The 20,866-nt window shown below is 59.5% G+C and carries 23 protein-coding genes; 14 read left to right on the top strand and 9 right to left on the bottom strand.

The window, feature by feature from the left end:
* Positions 1-251: 251 nt before the first annotated feature.
* Entirely contained in the window at positions 252-1,292 is a 1,041-nt protein-coding gene (locus B9A95_RS09990) for a chemotaxis protein CheB (protein ID WP_084046924.1), read from the bottom strand.
* A 334-nt stretch (positions 1,293-1,626) separates the two neighbouring features.
* Here B9A95_RS09990 and B9A95_RS09985 point away from each other — a divergent pair, with 334 nt between their 5' ends.
* Positions 1,627-1,866, top strand: a complete 240-nt coding sequence (locus B9A95_RS09985) for a hypothetical protein (RefSeq protein WP_084046922.1) — start codon at positions 1,627-1,629, stop codon at positions 1,864-1,866.
* A gap of 334 nt (positions 1,867-2,200) precedes the next feature.
* Here B9A95_RS09985 and B9A95_RS31990 read toward each other — a convergent pair whose 3' ends face one another.
* Positions 2,201-2,479 carry a hypothetical protein gene (locus B9A95_RS31990; protein WP_139806647.1) on the bottom strand — a complete coding sequence of 93 codons (279 nt, stop codon included), beginning with the start codon at positions 2,477-2,479 and terminating at the stop codon, positions 2,201-2,203.
* 598 nt (positions 2,480-3,077) lie between these two features.
* On the opposite strand from B9A95_RS31990, the gene B9A95_RS09975 reads away from it, so the two are divergent.
* Genes B9A95_RS09975 through B9A95_RS09960 form a run of 4 tightly spaced genes read left to right on the top strand, consistent with a single transcriptional unit; the run spans position 3,078 to position 4,948 of the window.
* The gene (locus B9A95_RS09975; protein ID WP_084046916.1) at positions 3,078-3,893 is read left to right on the top strand and encodes a phosphotransferase family protein; all 816 of its coding nucleotides are present in this window, start codon (positions 3,078-3,080) and stop codon (positions 3,891-3,893) included.
* 42 nt (positions 3,894-3,935) lie between these two features.
* On the top strand, positions 3,936-4,418 hold the full coding sequence (locus tag B9A95_RS35285) for a transposase family protein (protein WP_139806646.1): 483 nt from the start codon (positions 3,936-3,938) through the stop codon (positions 4,416-4,418).
* Positions 4,342-4,740 carry a transposase family protein gene (locus B9A95_RS09965; RefSeq protein ID WP_084044997.1) on the top strand — a complete coding sequence of 133 codons (399 nt, stop codon included), beginning with the start codon at positions 4,342-4,344 and terminating at the stop codon, positions 4,738-4,740. The genes B9A95_RS35285 and B9A95_RS09965 overlap by 77 nt, the downstream gene beginning before the upstream one ends.
* 25 nt (positions 4,741-4,765) lie before the next feature.
* The gene (locus tag B9A95_RS09960) at positions 4,766-4,948 is read left to right on the top strand and encodes a hypothetical protein (protein WP_084046908.1); all 183 of its coding nucleotides are present in this window, start codon (positions 4,766-4,768) and stop codon (positions 4,946-4,948) included.
* 1,054 nt (positions 4,949-6,002) lie between these two features.
* Here B9A95_RS09960 and otsB read toward each other — a convergent pair.
* Positions 6,003-6,722: a trehalose-phosphatase gene (gene otsB / locus B9A95_RS09950; protein WP_084046904.1), complete on the bottom strand. Its 720-nt coding sequence runs from the start codon at positions 6,720-6,722 to the stop codon at positions 6,003-6,005.
* Entirely contained in the window at positions 6,719-8,092 is a 1,374-nt protein-coding gene (locus B9A95_RS09945) for an alpha,alpha-trehalose-phosphate synthase (UDP-forming) (protein WP_084046901.1), read from the bottom strand. Before B9A95_RS09945 ends, otsB begins: the two co-directional genes overlap by 4 nt.
* A gap of 398 nt (positions 8,093-8,490) precedes the next feature.
* Between B9A95_RS09945 and B9A95_RS09940 the strand changes: the two genes are divergently transcribed.
* From B9A95_RS09940 to B9A95_RS09925, 4 genes are all read left to right on the top strand, one after another.
* Positions 8,491-9,111, top strand: coding sequence for a hypothetical protein (locus B9A95_RS09940; protein ID WP_139806645.1), 621 nt, complete (start codon positions 8,491-8,493; stop codon positions 9,109-9,111).
* Between the two features lie 772 nt (positions 9,112-9,883).
* Positions 9,884-10,678 (top strand): thymidylate synthase, encoded by a 795-nt coding sequence (locus tag B9A95_RS09935; protein WP_084046898.1) that lies wholly within the window; start codon positions 9,884-9,886, stop codon positions 10,676-10,678.
* Positions 10,679-10,688: 10 nt separating this feature from the next.
* Entirely contained in the window at positions 10,689-11,201 is a 513-nt protein-coding gene (locus B9A95_RS09930) for a dihydrofolate reductase (RefSeq protein ID WP_245808235.1), read from the top strand.
* A gap of 179 nt (positions 11,202-11,380) precedes the next feature.
* Complete coding sequence (locus B9A95_RS09925; RefSeq protein ID WP_245808234.1) at positions 11,381-12,166, top strand: metallophosphoesterase family protein; 786 nt, start codon at positions 11,381-11,383, stop codon at positions 12,164-12,166.
* Positions 12,167-12,409: 243 nt separating this feature from the next.
* Here B9A95_RS09925 and B9A95_RS09920 read toward each other — a convergent pair whose 3' ends face one another.
* Positions 12,410-12,952 carry a hypothetical protein gene (locus tag B9A95_RS09920; RefSeq protein WP_084046894.1) on the bottom strand — a complete coding sequence of 181 codons (543 nt, stop codon included), beginning with the start codon at positions 12,950-12,952 and terminating at the stop codon, positions 12,410-12,412.
* Between the two features lie 458 nt (positions 12,953-13,410).
* Between B9A95_RS09920 and B9A95_RS33530 the strand changes: the two genes are divergently transcribed.
* The 4 genes from B9A95_RS33530 to B9A95_RS36160 all read left to right on the top strand — a co-directional run bounded on the left by B9A95_RS33530 (position 13,411) and on the right by B9A95_RS36160 (position 16,164).
* Positions 13,411-13,575 carry a hypothetical protein gene (locus B9A95_RS33530; RefSeq protein ID WP_170928555.1) on the top strand — a complete coding sequence of 55 codons (165 nt, stop codon included), beginning with the start codon at positions 13,411-13,413 and terminating at the stop codon, positions 13,573-13,575.
* A gap of 460 nt (positions 13,576-14,035) precedes the next feature.
* The gene (locus B9A95_RS09915; protein ID WP_084046891.1) at positions 14,036-14,770 is read left to right on the top strand and encodes an MBL fold metallo-hydrolase; all 735 of its coding nucleotides are present in this window, start codon (positions 14,036-14,038) and stop codon (positions 14,768-14,770) included.
* A 443-nt stretch (positions 14,771-15,213) separates the two neighbouring features.
* A complete protein-coding gene (locus tag B9A95_RS36165) occupies positions 15,214-15,669 on the top strand; it encodes a hypothetical protein (protein WP_281255837.1) in 456 nt (151 codons plus the stop codon).
* An 84-nt stretch (positions 15,670-15,753) separates the two neighbouring features.
* Positions 15,754-16,164, top strand: coding sequence for a transposase (locus tag B9A95_RS36160; protein WP_281255844.1), 411 nt, complete (start codon positions 15,754-15,756; stop codon positions 16,162-16,164).
* Between the two features lie 538 nt (positions 16,165-16,702).
* On the opposite strand, the gene B9A95_RS09905 is transcribed toward B9A95_RS36160, so the two are convergent.
* The 4 genes from B9A95_RS09905 to B9A95_RS09890 form a co-directional block, all read right to left on the bottom strand.
* A protein-coding gene (locus tag B9A95_RS09905; protein WP_139806467.1) for an IS630 family transposase occupies positions 16,703-17,657 on the bottom strand; the annotation gives its coding sequence in 2 pieces (ribosomal slippage) (positions 16,703-17,305 and positions 17,307-17,657; 954 coding nt in all).
* 123 nt (positions 17,658-17,780) lie between these two features.
* Positions 17,781-18,485, bottom strand: a complete 705-nt coding sequence (locus B9A95_RS09900) for an N-acyl homoserine lactonase family protein (RefSeq protein ID WP_084046888.1) — start codon at positions 18,483-18,485, stop codon at positions 17,781-17,783.
* Between the two features lie 66 nt (positions 18,486-18,551).
* The gene (locus B9A95_RS09895) at positions 18,552-19,115 is read right to left on the bottom strand and encodes a dihydrofolate reductase family protein (protein ID WP_084046885.1); all 564 of its coding nucleotides are present in this window, start codon (positions 19,113-19,115) and stop codon (positions 18,552-18,554) included.
* Positions 19,116-19,180: 65 nt separating this feature from the next.
* Positions 19,181-19,594: a VOC family protein gene (locus tag B9A95_RS09890; RefSeq protein ID WP_084046882.1), complete on the bottom strand. Its 414-nt coding sequence runs from the start codon at positions 19,592-19,594 to the stop codon at positions 19,181-19,183.
* A 694-nt stretch (positions 19,595-20,288) separates the two neighbouring features.
* On the opposite strand from B9A95_RS09890, the gene B9A95_RS09885 reads away from it, so the two are divergent.
* Positions 20,289-20,855: a DUF2239 family protein gene (locus B9A95_RS09885; protein WP_139806644.1), complete on the top strand. Its 567-nt coding sequence runs from the start codon at positions 20,289-20,291 to the stop codon at positions 20,853-20,855.
* Positions 20,856-20,866 lie beyond the last annotated feature (11 nt).

The following is a 20,866-nucleotide window of genomic DNA, read 5'->3' as shown; positions in this document are numbered from 1 at the left end:
CATCTCCCCCGAACCCGGCGGTATGAACTCTGCAGTTCGTCATCATTGCGCATTCAAGTGGACGAGGCTTCATCTCCTCCTGCGGAAAACCGAGTCACCCTCACCTCGCTACTTTGCGCCCAACCGGCCGGACAGCGGCACGCCACCCAGCGCCTGAAAGAGAAGAGGGTGGGCTTAAAGCCCACCCCTTGAGGAACATCATGATCAGAACGTTTCACTATTCGAACGCACTTGCAGCTCAGGAACGCGCTTCAGTCGTCCGCCGTAGCCTGCACAACCTTTTCCACACTCAGCCGCTCCTGACCCAGCGCCAGATCCCGAATGCTTTCGCTGGTCGTCAATACCTCGTCGGCTTTCGTAAAGAGTGCCTGTGCCTGATCCAACTGCCCAGCCTCCTTGCACTGCTCGCCCAGCGTACGCAGCAATATCGCTTCTTCCTCCATTGCACGAAGCATCTGGTAAGCCTTGTCCTCCACGCTCTTGGAGACTTCCGAGAGCAGTACGTTTCCGGTATACGCGTGCCCGGTATGGCAACGGTACCGCATAGTCTTGCCCTCTTTGATCTGTACGAGGACACCGTGACATTCCGGGCAGGTGAGCAGCGAGGGTACTCCGAGTTTCGTCACTCCAAGCTTGAGCGCACTGTCCTGCTGAGCAATGCCCACTTCAATCTCCAACCGCTGAAGCTCTTCGTCATTCATAACGTTCGTTTCCCTCCCCTCATGCATGTTCCGAACCAGTCCATTGAGCAAGGGTGCCAGATCAATCAGGGGGACGACATAGTCAACGTCTACGGCCTCCAGTGCACTTCGGGGCATCGAGTCGAATTCAGCATCCAGCGGATCTTGCACGATGGCGATTCCGCCGCGCCGCTTGATGTTGTAAAGCCCTGAGCTGCCATCATCAAGCATTCCCGTCAACACGACGCCAATCGCCTGAGGCCCGTACAAGTAGGCTGCCGAGCGAAACAACGCGTCAATGGACGGGCGGGAACGGTTTTCCTTGGGGCCCTTGGTGACCGCGACGTATCCAGGCTCCACGAGCAGATGATGGTTGGGGGGCGCGAGGTAAATTACTCCAGACTGCAGGGCTTCTCCATGCTGAGGGTGACGGGTAGGCAGGGGACCGGATCTGCCAAGGATCTCCGGCAACAGGCTGGGGTGATCTGCCTGCAGGTGCTGGACGATCAGGATGGGCGCGGGAAAGTCCGGGGGCAGTTGGCTGCAGAGCTTCTGGAGTGCAGGGATGCCACCGGCAGAGGCACCGATGACAATCAGGGGTGACTGCGGCATATCTAACGAGTATTCCGCAAGGTGCCGAGTAGGCTCCCAATTTCCAACAGACTCCAAAGGACGGAAACAATCGTGAGTTTTACAGGTGTACTGGGGTGATGCCATCCACCCATTCCGCAGCCCCTGAGGAACGCGCAGACCTCGCCAGCTTGGAGTTCCGCATCCGCTCCGGCCGGCAAGACGTCGTGGCCGTTGGGAGTCCCTGCTGACCATCCGAGAGCGCCAGCTGTACCGCGCCGATCACAAGACCTTCGGGAACTGCTGCGAGGCCGTGTGAGGCTGGCCCCAGCGGCGCGCCGAACAACTGACCGACGCGGCGCCAACACCGCAGGCGATGACAGGCGTTGCTTTACAGCCGGAGAACGAACCGCAGGCCCGCGAACTGCGCGAGGCGGCGAAGACCGTTGAGACGTTGGATCCTGAAAAGGTGGTGGCCGTCGTCAAGTACCTGAAGACGGTGGCTGGCACGAACAAGCCCAGCGCCAGTCAGGTGAAGGCCGCGGCCGAGGTGGCGGCAGCCACCGGTACGCATGGAGGGTGGCTCACCAAGAGACCGGGGCAGAGCCCTGCATGAAGTGACGGGCGAGCAATGGGCAACAGTTCTGGTAGAGAACGTCACCTCTGGGACGTACGAACAGCTGCAGCGGCAGCACACCGCGGAGAGCGGTAGAGCTGCACTACCCGGCAGGGTGGACGGACTGGTGCACGACCTACGCCGCCCAGCACCTGACCTCCACCCAAGAGCTGCGCACCGTGGTGAAGCAGGACGCGAGCGGGAATCCGAAAGCGCAGGCGCGGATCATCGATACCGAGACGCACGCGACAGCGGCGTGTGGTGATCCGGCGAACTGGCTCAAGAAGGCCGTGACGAATCTCGTTGAGGAAGTGAAGGGCTGGTTGTCAAGTCTTCAGTGCGAAGTTTGGAGGTCGTGCAACTCCTGCACCAGCTGGGCCGCGTCGCACGCCGTCAGCCCTCCAACAGCTGTAGGCGAGGGATTGACCTCGGTGGTACGCGTACCTTCTCCAGACGGCGAACAGGCAACAGGCACTTTGGCAGGTACGGTCACAACTGCTGGAGGGGGAGTGTCGCTATGGTGCGGGAGATGTTGAACGCCACTCCACACCGCCGGGATCACGAAAGAGAGCAGGGTGAGGCCCAGGTGGATGGGCAGGCGCTTCGAGGACATATCTCCAGCTTGCACCGCTGCTTCTTGCTGTTCTCTGGCAGCGGCGGACAGCCGTGAACCCCTTCCCGACTGGGCAGGCCGCCGAGGCATACCCTACGCACATTGACCTGACTCTGTTGGAGGACACCTGGGTTCGGCCGGGAATAGAGCATTTGTCCGAATTCCGCCGTGAGTGGAAGGGCATCCCTCACGGCTTCATTCTTCCCACTGGTCGTTCAGATTCGCTCGCTCTGCTCGGTCAAAAAGAAGTGGTTTTTTTGACAAGTGCTCTAAACAGCGCTACCAGATTGGCCGTAACTTGTCCTACCCTCTTAAATCACGTCAGGCAGCACCTTTCTTCACTCCTCAACCGGCCCGACGGCCTCCCCTGCCTCGCGGTTGAGGGCGTCCTTGTCTTGCAGCAGTTGCTGGATGGTGACAGCGAGTCGCAGGTTATGAGGTTCTGCCGCCGCGCCGTCTTTTTCCAGCCCTGGACACGCTCCATAAGGGAGTCGTTCTCCTTTTCCAGACTGTGGTTTTTCCGTTGGAGCAAGGCGGTCTTCGTTTGTGACTATTCAGCACGGTGTGCGGGGCTGTCCTGAAGCGTCACAGTAAACCTATGGACAGCAAAACGAAGAACCGAAAAACCCGCGAGCAGATTGCCGCCATGGCTGCTCGAGCCTTTAATGGCGTCCCCCTTGCCAATGATGATACCGCCGTACGGGAACTCAAAGACGGCTGGTTCAACGCTGCCTTTGAGGTGCGGCTCGCCGACGGCCGCGAAGTCGTCCTCAAAATCGCCCCCCCACCTGGAGCGGAAGTCATGCAGTATGAGAAGAATATTATGGCCTCAGAGGTCGCCGCCATGCGCCTTGCTCGGCAGAACCCGGCTATTCCTGTCCCCGAAATCTACTTTCACGACCAAGCGAAGGATTTGTGTGACGCCGAGTATTTCTTCATGGAGAAAGTGGACGCGGACACCCTGAAGCACGTGAAGAGCACCTTACCGCCCGAGACATTAAGTGAAGTCGAACAACAGATCGGCGAAATTATCCGCGAGGTCAACACGTTCGCCGGCACGTACTTCGGGTATGAGGGCAACCCCGAATTGCGAGCACCAACATGGCGAGAAGCCTTCCTCAAAATTTTTGAATCTGTCCTGAAAGACGCAGAGCGCAAGAAGGTCGAGTTTGACTTTGGGTATGACGAGTTTCGTGGGGTGATTCTGAAACATCTGGCTGCGCTGAACGAGGTCACGACACCCTGTCTGATTCACTGGGACGCCTGGAGCGCCAATTTCTTCGTAAAGGAGGGCCAGGTGGTCGGCCTCATCGATTTTGAGCGTTCACTGTGGGCTGAACCATTGATGGAGGCGCAGTTTAGGCCCCTCTTTGGGGAGGGCATCACTAGACCTCTTGCGAAAGTCGTAGGCTAAGCTGGGAGGGTGGAGCGAGACCGTCTGACACGCACGCTGAAGATGAATCGCAAGCAGTTCCGTCGACGCACCGGGGTCTACCCGGAAACGTTTGCTGAGATGGAAGAGGTGCTGACCCTACGCGAAGGACAGAAAAAGAAATCAGGCCGCCCCGCCGCGCTCAGCGTGGCGGAACAACTGCTGATGACCCTGGAATTCTGGCGCGAGTACCGGACCTTCGCCCACCTGGGTGACGACTGGGGTGTGCACGAAGCCACCGTGCATCGCACGGTGGAACGCGTGGAAGCGGCTCTGATTGCCAGTGCACGGTTCCAGCTGCCCAAGAAACGCGTGTTTCAGGAAGCACAACTCGTGTACAGCATCGTCGCGGTCGATGCTTCCGAAGTGCCCTGTGAACGGCCCAAAAAAGCAGCGCGCGTGGTACAGCGGCAAGAAAAAGCGGCACACCCTGAAATTTCAGGTGCTGATGTGCACAGTGACGCAGCGCATCCTGGGCACCGCCACGAGCGCTGGGGCGGTTCATGACCTAAAGCTGTTTCGTCAGTCAGGCGTTCGTTTTCCTCACCAAACGGCGCTTATTGGAGATGCAGGGTATCAGGGCCTGTGGAGAAGCCACAGGCACGCCCTTACCCCCCATAAGGCGACGCAGGCGTCGCCTCTGTCCGCGGAGCAGCGCCAGGACAACCGTGTCCTCGCGCATACCAGGCAGGCAATCGAGCATATGATCCGTCGCATGAAGATCTTCCGTGTGCTGAAGGGCGTGTACCGACATCGGCGGCGTCGGTTTGCACTCCGGGTTCAGCTCATCGCAGCGCTGTGCAACCTCACCCAAGCCTGCCGATCGTGACTTTCGCAAGAGGTCTACTCAGCAGATGCACGGATACGGCAAGACGGAATTTACTTTGGCCGAGCAGCAGCGCTCCCACCTCTACTCCCTGCACCTGGCACTGGTCATGCACGTGGAGTGCTATTACCGCAACTATGACACTGATGGCATCTTTAACTTCTCGCGGGAGTTCATTCGCAACATGATGAGCTGGCTGTTGGACAACTGAAGACCCCTTGTAAAGTTGACGGTGCGGAGTCCGTGACTGCTTGGCAGGAATATAGCTGCCTTGCTAAGCAGTCACGTTCAGACATTCCGAAGCCCACCGGAATGCGACGTTGGTCGAGCATACTTACAGGCTTGAAGAGGCGACATGCTCGAAGGTCAGTTTTAAAATGGTGGACCAGTGACTCCGCAAGCACCACACCAACCATAAAAAATGCCGGTTGTCTGCGAACGAAGTGAAGAGCAGAGACAGCGGTTTCTCCATGACCTGACTCCGCATCTCACTCATCCAGAACAACTGGTCCTCCTCGACGAAAGCTGCTTCAGCACAGCGATGATCCGTGGCTACGCACCTGCTCATCGTTCTGAGGGGACCCATGGCCGTGTTCCCGTAATCTCGGACATAACCAGATCTTGATTGGTGCCCTACAACTTACGGGCCAGGTGATCCCGGTTTTCTCGAGCGGGGCGGTCAACGGTCCATCGTTCGAGCGGTAAATCTACCATCTAATCTGGTCCACCTTATATTCACTACCAATCATTACCATTAACCATATAGCATCTTACCATTGGGGGTTCGCTTGAACATTCATTGAGGTACAGGGCCGTCGGCTCTTGTTCCTTCTATCTTATAGTCTGGTCTTCAATCCTATTGAGGCGGTGTTCTCCAAGATCAAAGCAGTCGTAAGAGCACAGTCTTTCCGAACAGCCGACGGCCTCATACCGGCCACTGAAGTCACCCTGAAAGCCGTTCGTGCGCATGATCTCCACGACCCGTGCCACCAGGCTGACCCTTTGGCATCTTTACGACAAATACCCTAAAGCAGTTGAATTCTCGGCCCATGCATGATTACCAGTGGGTCACTTGCCACGGGTGTAGGCTTGCAGACCCCTGGATGATGAGAGAACAGTAGCCTGCCCTGGTCGAGGTGAACCTCGGCATCCTCGAGCTTGGGAAACCGCTTACCTATGGCAAGGGACCCACCAGGTTCTGAATCGGCGGCACTGCCCGTGCACCGCCTCACCGTGCCCAGGAACAGGCGGCGTAGGGGCTGCGGTCAACTCTTTTCCCCTCCCCCCCAGGCGCGCAGCAGCGCCACCACCTCTGTCGGGCCACCGACCCGGAACTGTGCCTCGGTCTCCCCCTCCCCCACCTTGACGGTCACGCCACCCAGTTTCCGTAGGGCCGTGAAGCCTTCCTCGTCGGTCAGGTCGTCACCGATAAAAACGGGCAGGAGGTCGGAACGCTCCTGGGCCAGGCGGACCACAGCGCGGCCCTTGCCAAAACCTGCCGGACGAAACTCGCGCACCTTCTTCCCGGCGATCATCTCCCACCCGGGGGGGAGGGGCAAGGCAGCCAGCTGGGCCTCGACTCCAGCCTGCTGTGTTCCCAGTACCTCGCGGTAGTGAACCGCCAGGGTCCAGCCCTTGTGCTCTTTACGAAGGCCAGGCACCTCTGGCAGGGCTTCAGTCAGGGAGCGCAGGGCCTGGACGTCGGGCGGCGCCGTTTCCTCGCCGGGCCACTCCATTCCGTGCAGACCGATCACGGGCAGGCCCGGCAAAGTCAGGAAGGCGGCGGCTTGCTCCGCCTGGCGGCCCGTCACGATGGCGGCGTGGTGGTGGGGGTGCGCGAGAAACTGGGCCAGCGCCTCCCGCGCTCCGGGTTCAGGCACAGCGTCCTCGGGTCGGGGCACGATGGGGGCCAGCGTGCCGTCATAATCGCAGATCACCAGCAGGGCGCGCTCCGCCAGGGCCAGAAGTTCGGGCGACAGCGTCATGGCGCGGCGATGTCCCGCATGAACTGCTCGGCCCAGGTCCGCAGGTCGCTTTGCCGCAGGCGTTCGCGCAGGCGCTGCAAGCGGGCCTTCTTCTCGCTCAGCGGCATGTTCAGGGCCTGCAACAGCACCTCGGTCAGACCTTCGGGGTTGTAGGGATTGACCTGCAGCGCCTCGGGCATTTCCTCGGCGGCCCCCGCGAAACGGGACAGGACCAGCACTCCATCGCGGGCGCTGGCCGTAAACTCCTTGGCCACCAGATTCAGGCCGTCGCGCAGGGGCGTGACCAGCATCACGTCGGCGGCGCGGTAGTGGGCGACGAGTTCTTTTCGGTCGATGCCCCGGTAGATGTACTGAATGGGGGACCAGCCGTCGCGGGTGTGCTTGCCGTTGATGCGTCCCACCAGGCCCTCCACCCGCGAACGCAACTGCCGGTAGGACTCGACCTGCTCGCGGCTGGGCACCGCGATCTGAAGCAGCGTGACCTTTCCGCGCGCTTCCGGGTGCCGGTCCAGAAACGCCCCAAAGGCTTCCAGGCGTTCGGGAATGCCCTTGGTGTAGTCCAGGCGGTCCACCCCAAGCAGAATCTGCGTCTGCAGGGTGTGGCGGAGGCGTTCGGCGGCGTCCTCCACATCCGGCCTGGCAGCCAGCTCCTCGTAGGTGCTTACCTCGATCCCGATGGGACGGGCAACCACGCGCGAGGGCCGGTCTTTCCAGCGCACCGTGTCACCCTCGGTCTCTGCGTCCAGCGCCCGGCAGCAGGCCGCCTGAAAGTGCTCGACATACTCGCTGGTGTGCATGCCGATCAGGTCTGCACCCAGAATGCCGTCCAGCACCTCACAGTCCCAGGGCAAGGTTCGGAAGACCTCAGGCGCGGGCCAGGGAATATGCCAGAAAAAGCCGATGCGGGCGTCGGGTAGTGCCTCACGGATCATGCGGGGTACCAGAGCCAGCTGGTAGTCCTGGACCCAGATGAGATCACCCTCCCGGTAGCTGTCCACCGCTGCCTCGGCAAAGCGGCGGTTCACGTTGACGTAGGCCTGCCACTGGTCGGCCTGGTAGCGCGTGCGCTCGATAAAATAGTGGCTCATGGGCCACAGGGCGCGGTTGGAAAACCCATGGTAAAAGTCCCGCACCTCGGCGTCGCTCAGGCGCAGACGCTTCAGGCGGTAGCGGGGGTGGCCCTGGGGCAACTCCACCTCGGACACCTCGGGGTGCTGCTCGCCCCAGGCAATCCAGGTACCGCCCGCATGTTGCAGCGCCGGGTCCAGCGCAGCGGTCAGGCCCCCAATGGACGGCATCCACGTGAGGTTCTCCTGCTCATCCCGCTGCGGGGCATACGGTTCACGGTTGGAAATGACAATCAGACCCATGGGTGTCCTTTCGGGCGCGGGAGCGGGCCACGCGGCGTACTCCCCACTGCGCCAAGCACATTAGGGCGGCGCCTGCGCTCATGCCTGATATGACCCTTGGCCTTCCGGTCACGTTCGCTTTCCTGCCTGATCGTTTCCCCTTGACCCCACCTCCCCCGACGACGGCTAGAGGAGCGCGCCAACACGGGGAACATGGGGTTAGAGCAGTCCTTCAGCGGAGGTAAGGGATGATGGATGCCAAGAGCGTGGCGCTGCTGATGTGCCGGGACTGCCAGGGGACAAGACAGACAAAGAGAACAGGCAGGTCAACCAGAACGGCGTCCAACCGTGTAGGGGAAAGCGTCCGGGAACAATCACCGTCTGATTAAGGGCTGATAAAGATTGCCTACCGTGGCCCCGTGTCCATTCTCTCGCGCTTTCTCTCCCTGACACTCTCTCTAACCCCTATCGCTGCATCTGGAACAGTTCGCGCAGTCGGAATACAAGGCGAGATCCGGAACTTCTCCGCCTGGGAGGCCAGCAACGGCGCAGGTAAAACGCTGGTGCTCCTGACCAACCTCGCCCAGGGCAAGATCGTCGGCCTCGGAACCCTTGAGGGTCCCCGCTTCAACCTCACCGTCCCCCAGAGCTTCAAACCGGACCTCCATCCCCTTGGTGCCTGCCCTGGCGTCATCAGCAACCCGAGTGAACCCAACACCTATACCGCTGAGCAGTTGATGCTGTTCTCCGCTGAGCACAACACCGTAGTCCTGATCATGCAGGCCGACCGCCTCTACGAGCCCACCCGTCGATCCCAGTGGCTATACAGCGACCGAATTGCGACTGTCAAGGGCCGCTGCACGGGCCTTAACACGTACTACGACCTCACGCTCCGTGCAGGTTGGAACGCAGTGATGACTGTGAGCGAGTCGGGAAGGTTCTCTGTGAAGAACGCCTCCCTGAGTCTCCCCTACTGGGTGAGCACCAAGCCGCTCACGCCCGCTCGCACCCTGTTCCCCAAAATCTTCGGCAGCAGGTAAGTACGGGTTGCGTCCGTTTCGTGAACACACCGGAAGACCGCCGGTGTGCTTCCCTCCACACCCGGAACCCGTTTTTCTCCTTCTCGCTCTGCTTGGACTGAATAGCTCCGCAAACGATTCGATTGGAGTCGGTATAGTGGTACTCCGTTGAGTCTGAAAGTGCTGGCGAAGAACACGGGGGATTCCCACTCTTTACGTACCGCGCTGACCCCAGAAACACGGGCGCCATCCATCAGGTTCCCGCCAGTCAACGGAGTACCAATAGGTAGCGTCCGGGAGAAGCGTAGGGGATCAGACGCCTTGCCCCTTCCCTCCTCCTGAAGATGGGACCACGCTCCGCCGCCTGGTGTGGGCTTCCGGCTCGTTGCCCTGCCAACGAAAAAGGTACCTCGCCCTGTGGAACGTCCACCAAGGCCTTTCGGCTCTCCAGACCGAAGCGCTTGGCCCCCCAGATCGGGTCTGCCGGACAAACGGGCTCCATCAGCAAGGCGGTTTGGCCCCTGAGATCCTGAGTGGTGTTCGGACAAGACTCGAGAGTGGCGAGTGGACTTGGAACGTATATTCCCCAGCCGTCTATGTCGGTTTGCGGCAGCCGTTCCTGTCACGCTCTGCGTTAGCGTGCATCTGACGCTTGTGGTTGCGCCGCTTTCACAGATATTCGGGAGATGGTGATCGCGCAAGCGCCAGACTTCAAGACGATTGACCTTATAGAATCCAGAGGAATGGGAGCGTGCCCCCTCCCAACGCCAAGCACGCCAGGAGACCCTCAACCTTGCAACCGTACCTCGACCTGCTCCGCCACATCCTCGACTCCGGCGTCGACACACAAGACCGCACTGGAACCGGACGCCGACGCGTCTTCGGATACCAGATGCGCTTCGACCTCGCCCAGGGTTTCCCACTCGTTACCACCAAAAAAATTCACTTCAAGGGGGTGGTGCATGAGCTGCTGTGGTTCCTCCAAGGCAGCAGCAACATCCGGTACCTGCAGCAGCACGGGGTCAACATCTGGGACGCCTGGGCAGACGAGCACGGTGAACTCGGCCCCGTGTACGGCGTGCAGTGGCGCAGCTGGCCTGATGGGCGGGGCGGCACGATCGATCAGATCTCGCGTCTGATCCAGGGGCTGCGCGACAATCCCTACAGCACGCGCCACCTCGTCACCGCTTGGAATCCGGCAGAAATTGAGGACATGGCCCTACCCCCGTGCCACACGATGTTCCAGTTTTTCGTCTCGGAAGGCCGCCTGAGTTGCCAGCTCTACCAGCGCTCCGCGGACGTGCCGATTGGCGTGCCGTTCAACATCGCCTCGTACGCGCTCTTGACGCAGATGGTCGCGCAGGTGGTGGGACTGAAACCCGGCGAGTTCATCCACACCTTCGGCGACGCGCACATCTACCTCAACCAGATGGACGGCGTCCGCGAACAGCTCACGCGTGAGCCCCGTGCCCTGCCACACGTTCGGCTCAACCCGGACGTGCGTGACCTCTTTGCTTTCCGCTGTGAGGACCTGCAGCTGCTGGGATACGATCCACATCCGCACATCAAAATGCCCGTCTCGGTGTAGGGAGGTTCTGTTGAAGCTCACCAACCCCCGCCTGAGCTTGGTCGCCGCCATGACCACGCCAGGGCGAGTGATCGGGCGCGGCCTGGAACTGCCCTGGCGCCTCCCTGAGGACATGAAGCACTTCCGCCGCCTCACGCTCGGCAAACCAGTGATCATGGGCCGCAAGGTCCACCAGGGCATCGGCAGGCCCCTCCCAGGCCGCCACAACATCGTGCTCACCCGCGACCACGCGTATGAGGCGCGCGGATGTACCCTCGTGTACACGCCTGGAGACGCCCTGCAGGCCGCTGGGGACGCGCCGGAAATCATGGTGATCGGTGGGGCCGAGGTCTACAGCTTGTATCTCGACCAGGTCAGCCGCATGTACCTGACGCTGGTTCACACCGATCTGGAGGGGGACACCTTCTTCCCTCCTGCTGGAGAGGCCCAGGTAGACCTCTGGAAGACCCTGGGCCGGGAATTTCGGCCAAAAGATGAACACCACGCGTATGACATGACGTTCCTTACGCTGGCGCGCGCCTGACTCTGGCAGAGGATTTGGGTCACTACGCCTGGGGGAAGACCGGGTGATGGCAATGGGCTTTACCAGATTTGGACCTCCCTGGGGAAACGGTGCCGGTACAGTTTCCGGTTGGTCCCAGCTCAGCGGGCTACCGAGCTCAAGTTGCCACAACCGGGGCTCCTGACTCCTTACCATCTTTCTTGAATTCTTCGCTGGTCCGCTATCATGTTCTTGTGCGGCTCCTGGTGCTTTCTGACATCCACGCAAACTATCCGGCCCTGGATGCAGTCTTAAACGACGCTCAATCCCGGAGTTTCGACCGGGTGATTCATCTGGGAGACGCCCTTGGGTACGGCCCTCATCCTGTTGAAGTCGTGACTGCGCTGCGCGACCTCGGCGCCACATGCATCCTGGGGAACCACGAACACACGATGTTGACGTACGTCGACAACCGACGTACGAGCCAGGACAAAGAGTTGGCCCTGCCGCTCACATGGCAGCTGTCACAGTTGTCCAAGCTTGACCTCGCGTTGATCCGGTCCTGGCCAGATGGAGTGGACGACTCCCCCTTAGGCGCGCGTTACCGCCACGGTACGCCCGTTAGCATGGATACCTATACCGATTCGGTGAATGCTGCGCGCGACGCCTTTGCCCGGTGGCAGGGCCGCCTGGGTTTCGTGGGCCATACGCATACCCCCGCCGCCTACGCCACGCTCAAGGGGCCGGTGGGCGACTGGGTGAAGGTGCGGACTTTTCCCGAGGGTGGGAGTTACCAGGTACCACGGGGCGCCCGAGTCATTCTCAATCCTGGCAGCGTGGGTCAACCGCGAGATGGCAATCCACACGCGAGTTACGGCATCTACGACAGTGTCAGTGAAGTCTTCGAGGTTTTCCGGGTGCCTTACCCAGTCGCGCTTACGCAGAAAGCTATGCGGGAGGTGGGCCTCCCTGAGAGGCTCGCTGCCCGGCTTGCTCTAGGGCAGTGATGAACGCTCCTCATGTTGGAGTGCTCGAACAACCGGAGATGACCGCGAAAGATAGTGCAGGGAATTCCGGACAACAGCAGCCCACGGAAAGGGACACAGCCGCAACTGCCTGTGTCCCTTCCGCTATCCCTTCTGCTCCGCAGGGGGGAAACGGACCAGGATGCCCTGCTGGTGTGGCTGACCCGGCAATGACGACAGGGCTCAGGCCAAGCAATACCCCTCTTCATAGGATTAAACGACGCCTTAGCGCTTAGGGAGTAGGGCATGGAGCGCACCGAGGAGGACGTCCGCCGGCCGATCAGTGTCGCTCATGTATGTCCCGTTGGGCGTGGTGAGGGACACTTCATGTGAGGCACGCAGGTGGGATGGGAGCAGGGGTGTGACGTGGAGGACGGTGGCGCCCCGTGGGGCAGGCAGGAGCGGGCCAATGGCGATGGTGGCCCATTGGTGCAGGTGGGCCGCTTGCACTTCTGTGAGGTCCGAGCCGGGCGCACGCTGTCCAGCACGTTGGAGGCCGTTTGAGGTTTGGTTGGCAGCGGTAGGCCAGAGCAGCGGCGCAAGCTCGGCGATCAATTCACCCATGGTGACCAGGTTGCCGCGAACGTCATACAAGTGACGGCGGTTAAACACAAACAGCGTGACCCGGTCTGCGCCATACGCCGTTAAGGCGGCGGCTGTAGGTTCGTCGACTGGAAGCCGTGCAGCACGGACACGCCCTTGGGCCTCCTGCTGCTGGATCAGAGCAATGAGGCGCGCTTCGGGCATTTCAGGAGGGGGAAGGGTCATCGCAGCCTTTCTATAGATGAGGGGCTATACGAATGATGTATGGCGTAGAGCGGGAGACCCAGAGGAGCATGACGGGGCCTCGGCATATGCGGGCAGGGTATCAGGGCTGGCGCTTCTCCACAGCCCCCTCCATTCCCTGTAGACAAAAAAGGCACCCACCAAGGTGTGCGCCGCGAGAGGGGACATTCATTCCACTTCGCCAACCTGGCCTACAGCTGACGCCAGCCCCACGCCCCTCATCGTGTCCCAGGGAGCCGCGTCCAGTTTGAGGATGGGCCAACGCCCCGTTACTACTCAGCGTAAGGCGGGACGACATGCTGAGCAGTGACGGTCTGCGTTACTCAGGGCGGAGCATGCCAAACAGTTCCGGGCGGAAATGCATGACCTCCTCAGCCGTCCTGAACCTCGGGGAAGGACGGGCCTCGTCACCGCCTGGACCGTCTTGCTGGGGATCAATCATGAAGTCTGTCCTTTTCGAGCGTATCCACCCGCGAGAGTTCGGCCACAACTCCAGCGAGACCGCCTGCCAAGTCCTCCGGGGCGACCTCCTCAAGGATCAGCCAAGCACCGCCACTCCAGGCCCTACAGGGACAGTTCTGCTCGCCGCGCCGGAGCAACGGTGACATTGATATCCTTCTCCCAAAGCGAGGGGCAACGCCCCTATTTACACCCTGCCACCTGGACTCCCGATCTGGACGGCATATCCTGCATGAGGACCACGTGGGTGTCCACGGGCACCAGGGCGCCCAACCCACGCGTCACGCTCGCGGAGGCCAGCAGGTCTTTTAGGAGTTATACGCAAGAGTGATTCTCACGCATATAGTTATGAGAGTCATATCTATTTAAGTCCTCCCAGACGTGATCTATATCCTCATCACACATCTAGCCACATACAGGAATCACTTTGATTCCGTATTGGGTGCCTTCAGTGACGAGGCGCAGGTACGGTTCACCCTTTGAATCCAACTGCCGCGGGTACTTGCGCGCCAACAGTTGCGAGAAGCTTGTCACGGTCTTCCAGGCTTCTTGCAGGTCGACGTTATGGGTGTCAGGGATTGGGCGAACCGGTGGTAGCCTCTGCCCATGGCAGAGCCGATCAAGATGAGTGAACACGTTTACGCCCTGCCCATCGGTGCAGTCCTGATGGGCACACCAACCACCATCTTTCCGGCCCTGATCCTGGATGAGGCCCACGGGGCCACGCTGGTAGACACCGGAATTCCAGGGATGGAAGGCCTGTTCCAGACCGCGCTGCGAACCCTGAAACTTAGCTGGACCGATGTGAAGCGGATTATCGTGACGCATCACGATCTCGACCACATCGGCTCCCTGCCGGCCATCTTGGCGGCCTCTGGCGCTGAAGTGCTGGCCCTGGAGGCCGAGGTGCCGTACGTTCAGGGGGAGAAACCGGGCCAGAAGCAGCCTTCTCCAGAGATGCTCGCCAGCATGCCTCCTGAAATGCAGGCCGTTTTCGCCAACCCACCAAAGGCCCACGTCACTCAGGTGCTGCACGATGGCGAGGTGCTTGACTTTGCGGGCGGTGTGAAGGTCATCGCCACTCCTGGGCATACGGTGGGCCACCTGAGCTTATATGTTCAGCAGGACGGTGTATTGATTACCGGAGATGCGATGACCAGTGCTGGCGGGCAGCTGAACGGGCCGGTGGCGCGCATGACGCCTGACATGGGTCAAGCGCTCAAGAGCGTGCAGAAATTGGCCCAGGAGTCAGCGAAGGCGGTACTGACTTACCACGGTGGACTGGTATTGGAAGACGCTGCTGCGCAACTCGTGCGGGTGGCGGCAGAGGCGGACAGCTAGGATCTGAGCTCAGTACGACAAACGTTCGGTCCGGGCGATGCCCCGTCAGCCCTTCAGGGTGCAGTTACCCTTCGGCTTTTTGGGATTCATACACGTATGACTTTATGCCTTTTCGACTAACCCAGATTCCTTCAGGAGGAAGACTTGACTGATCGTCACGCTCAACATCCCAAGGACGGCTGAGAATAGTCCCAGCATCATCGCCAACAATCCAACCGCTGCGGTCAGTCCAATAGATACGAATGTTTAAATATGTACAACTTTGTACATATTTAAATAGAGGATGACTCTCGTACTAAGCTGTTATCTCCTCACTGCTCATCACAACGTGGACTGTCGTGCTGAGCAGTCCCGACGTCCCAAAGCACGTGTCATGCTATTTAAGCGCTCTCTAACCTACAGTCTGGTTTAAATGCTCTTAGGGCATTTGACATAGTAAGAGGATGAAGAAGTGGGTAGGGGTACGCGGATACGGCGTCGATCCTCGAGAACGGATTGTCGCAGCGGCGCTGAAGGAGAAGGACCATCAGCGGGTGGCTGAAACGTTCGACGTCGATGTACGAACGATCGCGTTGTATCTGAAGAAACACGAGGTAGGCACCTTGACGCACGTGAAGCGCCCGACTGGGCGTCGCCCACGGGTGCACAGCGAGCATGAGCAAGTCCTCCAGCAACTGGAGGAGGACTTGGACGCCACCCTCGAAGAACATGCCCGCAAGTTGGAAGCTGTGACAGGACTGAAGATCAGTTATCGAACGGTGGACCGAGTCTTCCGTCGGCATGGCGTCACCTACAAAAAAAACGCGGGTCGCGTGCGCACAGAAGGAGGAACTGCGTCAGCAGTTCCTGAACGACCTGAAGCCGTACCTGCAGACCCCTGCCCGTCTGGTCTTTCTTGACGAGAGCGGCTTCCACACGGCCATGACCCGAGGCTATGGTCGCGCGCACCACACACAGCGTGCGGTCGCTTCCGTCCCCCGCAACTGGGGACGGAACCAAACTTCGTATGCGCGCTGCAGGCGAGTGGTCCCTTTGCGCCCCTGATCCTGGACGGTGCTGTCAACGGCGTGAGTTTCGAGTGGTACGTCCGAGAAATCCTGTGCCCAGCTTTGACCCCAGGACAGGTCGTGGTGCAGGGCAATCTCTCGGCACATCACCGTGCACCCATTCGGACGCACATCGAAGCCTGGAATTGTATGGTCCTGTTTCTGCCTCCCTACAGCCCCGACTTCAACCCGACCCAAGGCATGTTCTCTAAGGTCAAAGCCCTCGTCCGTGCCCGTGAGTGGCGAGACCGGACCGCTCTGCTTCAGGGCATTTGGGACGCTTTGAACGCCGTTTCGCTACGAGACGTTTTTGGCTGGTTCACGCACGCCTTCCCCGACATCTTCTGATGTCAAATGCTCTAGACAGGAGAAAAACGAGGTTTTCACCTGGGTAAAATCGACGTCAAGGAACAGCTTCCCGCACGCCCCAATTACACAGGGCCAGCAAAACCTCGCCATCAGGTCCACCGGGAAGTTGAGCGCGAACTTTTCCGACAGAGCGGGTGACGTCCAATCCCTGTACTGTTTTTCAAGGACAGCAGCGTGGGTAGGGCCTAGAGCATTTGTCCGAATGACGCCGTGAAGGATGACCTTCCACTCACGGCGCCATTCTCCCCAATGCGCCTTCAAATTCGCCCACCCTGCTCGGTCAAAAAGAAGCCTTCTTTTTGACAAATGCTCTAAGGTGGGCTCAGGCCCCAGCCCTCAGTTATCCTTGATCAGAAAGAGGGTAAACACCAACTTCGAATTTCAAAGACCATCACCGGGTGCAAGGATTGCCCCGCTGGCAGCAAGGAACACTTCTGGCATGTACACCTGGATGGCGAAGACGTCACCTCGGAGCTTTGCCTCCGAGCCCCTTGGAAGGCTGAACCTAGAGCATTTGTCATAAAGATACGGAGGGATAAGCATGTCGGAACCAGGCGTTGATGTCCTGTGCACGAACCGCCTGCAAAGCGGCTCCAATGGCAGAGATGAGGCCGTCGACTGTTCGACAAGCCTTCGCTCTGACGGCCGCCTTGACCTGAGAGAACATCAGCTCGATAGGATTAAAGTCTGGACTATAAGGCGGAAGGAACAGGATCCGACAACCCTGTGCTTCAATAAGTGTTGGAACAGACGCTCGATGATGAGACGACAGGTTGTCCATGACAACGACCTGTCCTGGCTGCAGGATAGGACAAACCAAATGGCGGATGTACCATTCAAACGATGGACCGTTGACGGCACCAGTCAAAACGAACGGGACCATCGGTCCCGTAAGTTGTAGAGCACAAATCAAGGTCTGGTTGCGTCCGTGATTCCTGGGAACATAGCCATGAGCTCGCTCAGTCCTGTGCGCACGCGCGTATCCTCGTGTCATGGCGGTGTGAAAGCCACTCTCATCCAGGAACACCAGCTGTTCTGGATGAGTGAGATACGGAGCTAAGTCATTGAGAAACTGCTGTCGCCTTTCTTCACTTCGCTCGAACGCGACCAAAGTTTTTTTTACGGGTGATGTGATGCTTGCGGAACACTCGATCCACAGTTTTGAAGCTGACCTTCAACCCTGTCGCTTCTTCGAGCATGCGAGCATGCTCGATCAATGTCGCGTCGTCATGCGCCTTGAGTTGTTGCAGCAGTTGCTGTTCGTGTAGGGGTGTGACCCGTGGGGGACGACCAGAAGACCGACCCACCTCGTGCAACGTTCCCAGGCGCTGCTTTTCCAGATAGGTATCTACGGTTTCGATGCGCATTCGGTACAACCGGGCGACCTCTTTCCGAGTCTGACCGCCTTCGACCGCCGCGACCACCCGTTCCCGCAGATCCAGACTGTACCCTCGCCCCCCAACAGCTTTCATGCTCTCATTATGACAAGTGCTCTAAAGGTCGCTCCTTCTTCGGCATTCGCGCAGCGAGCGACGTGGCTGCTCAGCCACGCTGGGCCAGCGTGGCCAGCCCTCTCCTTTAGGCGGACTCCCTCCTCAGTCGAAATACTCCGGCAACTTTTTCAGGCCTTCCCACTGCGCTCTGTCATGCCCAAAAATGACGAGGCCAATCTGCTCGCGCTCCGTTAGCTCAAGCAGTTTCACTGTACTGGCGCGAATCGCTTCGGCGTCCGGATTTTTTCCATCGTCCTGCCCGTTACGGCTAAAGTCCTCGCCGAAGGGGACCGCGTCAATCGGCAATAACGTCGCCCCCGTTTTAGGCAGGCGCACCAGCACCGATTGATGTCCCGGTACATGTCCGCTCGTCTCAATCAGTTCCAGCCCTGGAAGCAGTTCCGTGTCTCCGTGCACCAGCCGAATACGGTCCATGGGCTGATCCCATTGAGGGCGATTGGCTACAAAACGTGGGTTGCTCTCAGCATCTAGATGATGCAAGCGTTGAACAACATACTCAGCTTTCGTAAACGCCGCATGTCTTCCTGAATGATCGATGTCATAATGCGTCGAAACCACCATATGGATATCATCCGGCTTTAAACCAATGCTCGCCAACTGCTCGACAACGTCTTGCCCATTTACAAAGTCTGACGCTTCTTCGGGAATAAATTCTGGAAGACCAGTGTCAATCAAGATATTTCTGTTGTCATCCGTCTGCACGAGGTAGCAAACAATTGGAATCTGATACTCCGGCATCGATCCAACCTGCATCAGATAAAGGCGCTTCACCGCTGTCTGGTTCATCCGTTCCTCCCTGAAATTGAATGTGTTCTTACTGAATGGGCTTTCCTACCTCTTGCCAGTCCAGCTTCAAGCACCCGCTGGAGCAGAGATTGGAGAGGGTGGCGCGTAGGTCAACAGGACCACGCCCGCGCCCAGTTCCCTGGAGGCGGCGAGTTGCAACGTCAGTTTGTCCGCACCTGTAAAGAACCGCTTGCCCCGTCCCGCCACCACGGGGTACACCAGCAGGCGAAGTTCGTCCACCAGGCCGTGCTGCAACAGGGTTTGTGAGAATGTCCCGCTGCCATACGTCAGGAGATTGCCGCCTTCCTGCCGTTTCAACTGCACCACCTCCGCGATCACATCCTCACCCAGCGCCACGGCGTTCCATTCCAGGGTGTCCAGCGTGGTTGTGGCCACAAACTTCGGCAGGCTGTTCATCCTCTCGCCGAATTCCCCTGTCTCTGTCGCAGTCGGCCAATACTCCGCGAAGCCCTCGTATGTCACACGACCCAGCAGGAGAGCATCACTCTCAAAAAGTTCACTTTGCTTGAACTCGCCAATGGCTCGACTGGAAAAGCCCTGCTGCCACGAGGTGGGATTTTCCATGACACCATCGAGGGACAGGAACTCAGTCACGATCACCTTACGCATAAAGTCTCCTTTGCTGCTTGTGAGGGGCCATTTTCCGGCACCCTGGCCCGATCAATGGAAGCCTTTTAGTGCCGGTTGCCGATCTGTTGAATGCCCCATCCATTTCCATCGGGATCGTTGAAGAAGAGGAAGCCAACGTAATTCAAGTCCTCACCTGGCGCGGCCGGGCGTGGGCCCGTTGGCCCAATGACCTGGATCTCCCCAACCTTTACGTTCCGCTCCAGGAGTTGGGCGCGAGCGGCCTCCAGATCGCGGACCACCAGTTGGAGGCCGTGGAGGGACCCCGGGGTCATTCGGGACATCCCTGTCCCCAGAACGATTGAACACCCTGAGCCTGGAGGCGTGAGCTGGATCACCCGCCGAGTCTCGCTCACTTGCGTGTCGTGATCCACGGCGAAGCCCAAGGCATTAGCGTAAAAGGCACGAGCACGTTCAACGTCACTCACGGGAACCACGACCACCTCAAGCGTCCAGTTCATGCTTCTTCCTCCCCTGTCCACCTTCTGGTTCCTGGTTGAGGACCTGTGTTGAAAGGCTTTGCACCCTCCATAACCCGGAGGTGTGGCACGGTCGATCGTGAACAAACCCCTCGGATGACACTGCCAGTCGACTCCCCTATCACCAGACCAGATGTCCGCTGTGCGCGCTTCCATACCCTCGCCCACAAAGTTTTGCCTCCACCTTCATCTGCCCTGTCGCTTATGCCGTTAAGCCTCCGTGCTGGTGCGGCTGTAACAAAGCACCTGAAGGTTCTTTTGTTCACGACGTAATTGTATCAGACGTCAGGTTTGAGTGGACAATGTCCCTGGAAGGTACGGCCCTCCATTCCACCCTCTTGACGCTGCTCCCCAAAACCAGTGGGCCGCTTCATCTTCGCAGAGTTCCAGGACACAATCTTATGAGGCTGGAGCAAGACGGCCAGTTGCAGGGTGAGGAGGAAACCTATTCGACCCCGCTCGCGCGGTTTCACGGCTCTGTCAGACCAGTGACCGTACCCCAATACCCCTTCTGTGGGTTGATGCGTTTGGGGCCAAACAACGGCGGTGACCCAGCGGCACAGCCCAGCAATTGCCACACACAAGCAGGTGCAGATGCTCGCGAGGGCTTTGCCAACTGATCTGCAACTTGCCTCAGCCTTTTTGACAGCACAATATTACCGGGATAAAATCAAGTGTGAACGGGTCCTATACTGCTTTCCTCGGCTCACGCCGGCTCGTTACGGGCGCACTTTCTGACGTCCTTGCCCGTGTGAAGTCTATGCCGTCCGACCCCAACGCCGAGCTCCTTATTTTTGAAGATAGAACGGGTCAAAGCGTCGATTTCGATCTGCGTGGCGACCTCCAAGACGTGCTCGCTCGCGCTCAACCTGAAGCAAAACCGCCTGGACGGGGACGGCCTAAACTTGGCGTCGTCTCCCGCGAGGTGACGCTGCTGCCCCGGCACTGGGAATGGCTCGAAGCGCAGCAGGGTGGCGCCTCTGCCGTCCTGCGCCGACTTGTGGACGAGGCGCGGAAGCAAGACCCCAGCGCCGAACGCGTGCGTGCTGCCCAGGGGGCTGCTGACCGCTTCATGGCCGTTCTTGCCGGTAATCTGGCCGGTTATCAAGAGGCGTCGCGCGCCCTGTACGCCCGTGACGCTTCCGCTTTCAAACACCACACGCAGGGCTGGCCCGAGGATGTGCGCGAGCACGCCTTATCCCTCGCCGCGCCTGCGTTCACACCTGATCCCCCCAGTGCCTGAGCAAGCGTCCA

Source organism: Deinococcus hopiensis KR-140, assembly GCF_900176165.1.
GTDB classification, from domain to species: Bacteria; Deinococcota; Deinococci; order Deinococcales; family Deinococcaceae; genus Deinococcus; species Deinococcus hopiensis.
Note: the sequence above shows the minus strand (reverse complement) of the source record. Positions and strands in the feature narration are given on the sequence as shown.

Excerpts from the sequence above, each read along its gene's own strand:
- B9A95_RS09975 (WP_084046916.1), top strand. The coding sequence starts at position 3,078 with ATGGACAGCAAAACGAAGAACCGAAAAACCCGCGAGCAGATTGCCGCC.
- B9A95_RS09895 (WP_084046885.1), bottom strand. The coding sequence starts at position 19,115 with ATGCGTAAGGTGATCGTGACTGAGTTCCTGTCCCTCGATGGTGTCATG.
- B9A95_RS09915 (WP_084046891.1), top strand. The coding sequence starts at position 14,036 with ATGGCAGAGCCGATCAAGATGAGTGAACACGTTTACGCCCTGCCCATC.
- B9A95_RS33530 (WP_170928555.1), top strand. The coding sequence starts at position 13,411 with ATGAAGTCTGTCCTTTTCGAGCGTATCCACCCGCGAGAGTTCGGCCAC.
- B9A95_RS09920 (WP_084046894.1), bottom strand. The coding sequence starts at position 12,952 with ATGACCCTTCCCCCTCCTGAAATGCCCGAAGCGCGCCTCATTGCTCTG.
- B9A95_RS09990 (WP_084046924.1), bottom strand. The coding sequence starts at position 1,292 with ATGCCGCAGTCACCCCTGATTGTCATCGGTGCCTCTGCCGGTGGCATC.
- B9A95_RS35285 (WP_139806646.1), top strand. The coding sequence starts at position 3,936 with ATGAATCGCAAGCAGTTCCGTCGACGCACCGGGGTCTACCCGGAAACG.
- otsB (WP_084046904.1), bottom strand. The coding sequence starts at position 6,722 with ATGACGCTGTCGCCCGAACTTCTGGCCCTGGCGGAGCGCGCCCTGCTG.
- B9A95_RS36165 (WP_281255837.1), top strand. The coding sequence starts at position 15,214 with ATGAAGAAGTGGGTAGGGGTACGCGGATACGGCGTCGATCCTCGAGAA.
- B9A95_RS31990 (WP_139806647.1), bottom strand. The coding sequence starts at position 2,479 with ATGTCCTCGAAGCGCCTGCCCATCCACCTGGGCCTCACCCTGCTCTCT.
- B9A95_RS09985 (WP_084046922.1), top strand. The coding sequence starts at position 1,627 with ATGACAGGCGTTGCTTTACAGCCGGAGAACGAACCGCAGGCCCGCGAA.
- B9A95_RS09900 (WP_084046888.1), bottom strand. The coding sequence starts at position 18,485 with ATGAACCAGACAGCGGTGAAGCGCCTTTATCTGATGCAGGTTGGATCG.
- B9A95_RS09945 (WP_084046901.1), bottom strand. The coding sequence starts at position 8,092 with ATGGGTCTGATTGTCATTTCCAACCGTGAACCGTATGCCCCGCAGCGG.
- B9A95_RS09890 (WP_084046882.1), bottom strand. The coding sequence starts at position 19,594 with ATGAACTGGACGCTTGAGGTGGTCGTGGTTCCCGTGAGTGACGTTGAA.
- B9A95_RS09960 (WP_084046908.1), top strand. The coding sequence starts at position 4,766 with ATGCACGGATACGGCAAGACGGAATTTACTTTGGCCGAGCAGCAGCGC.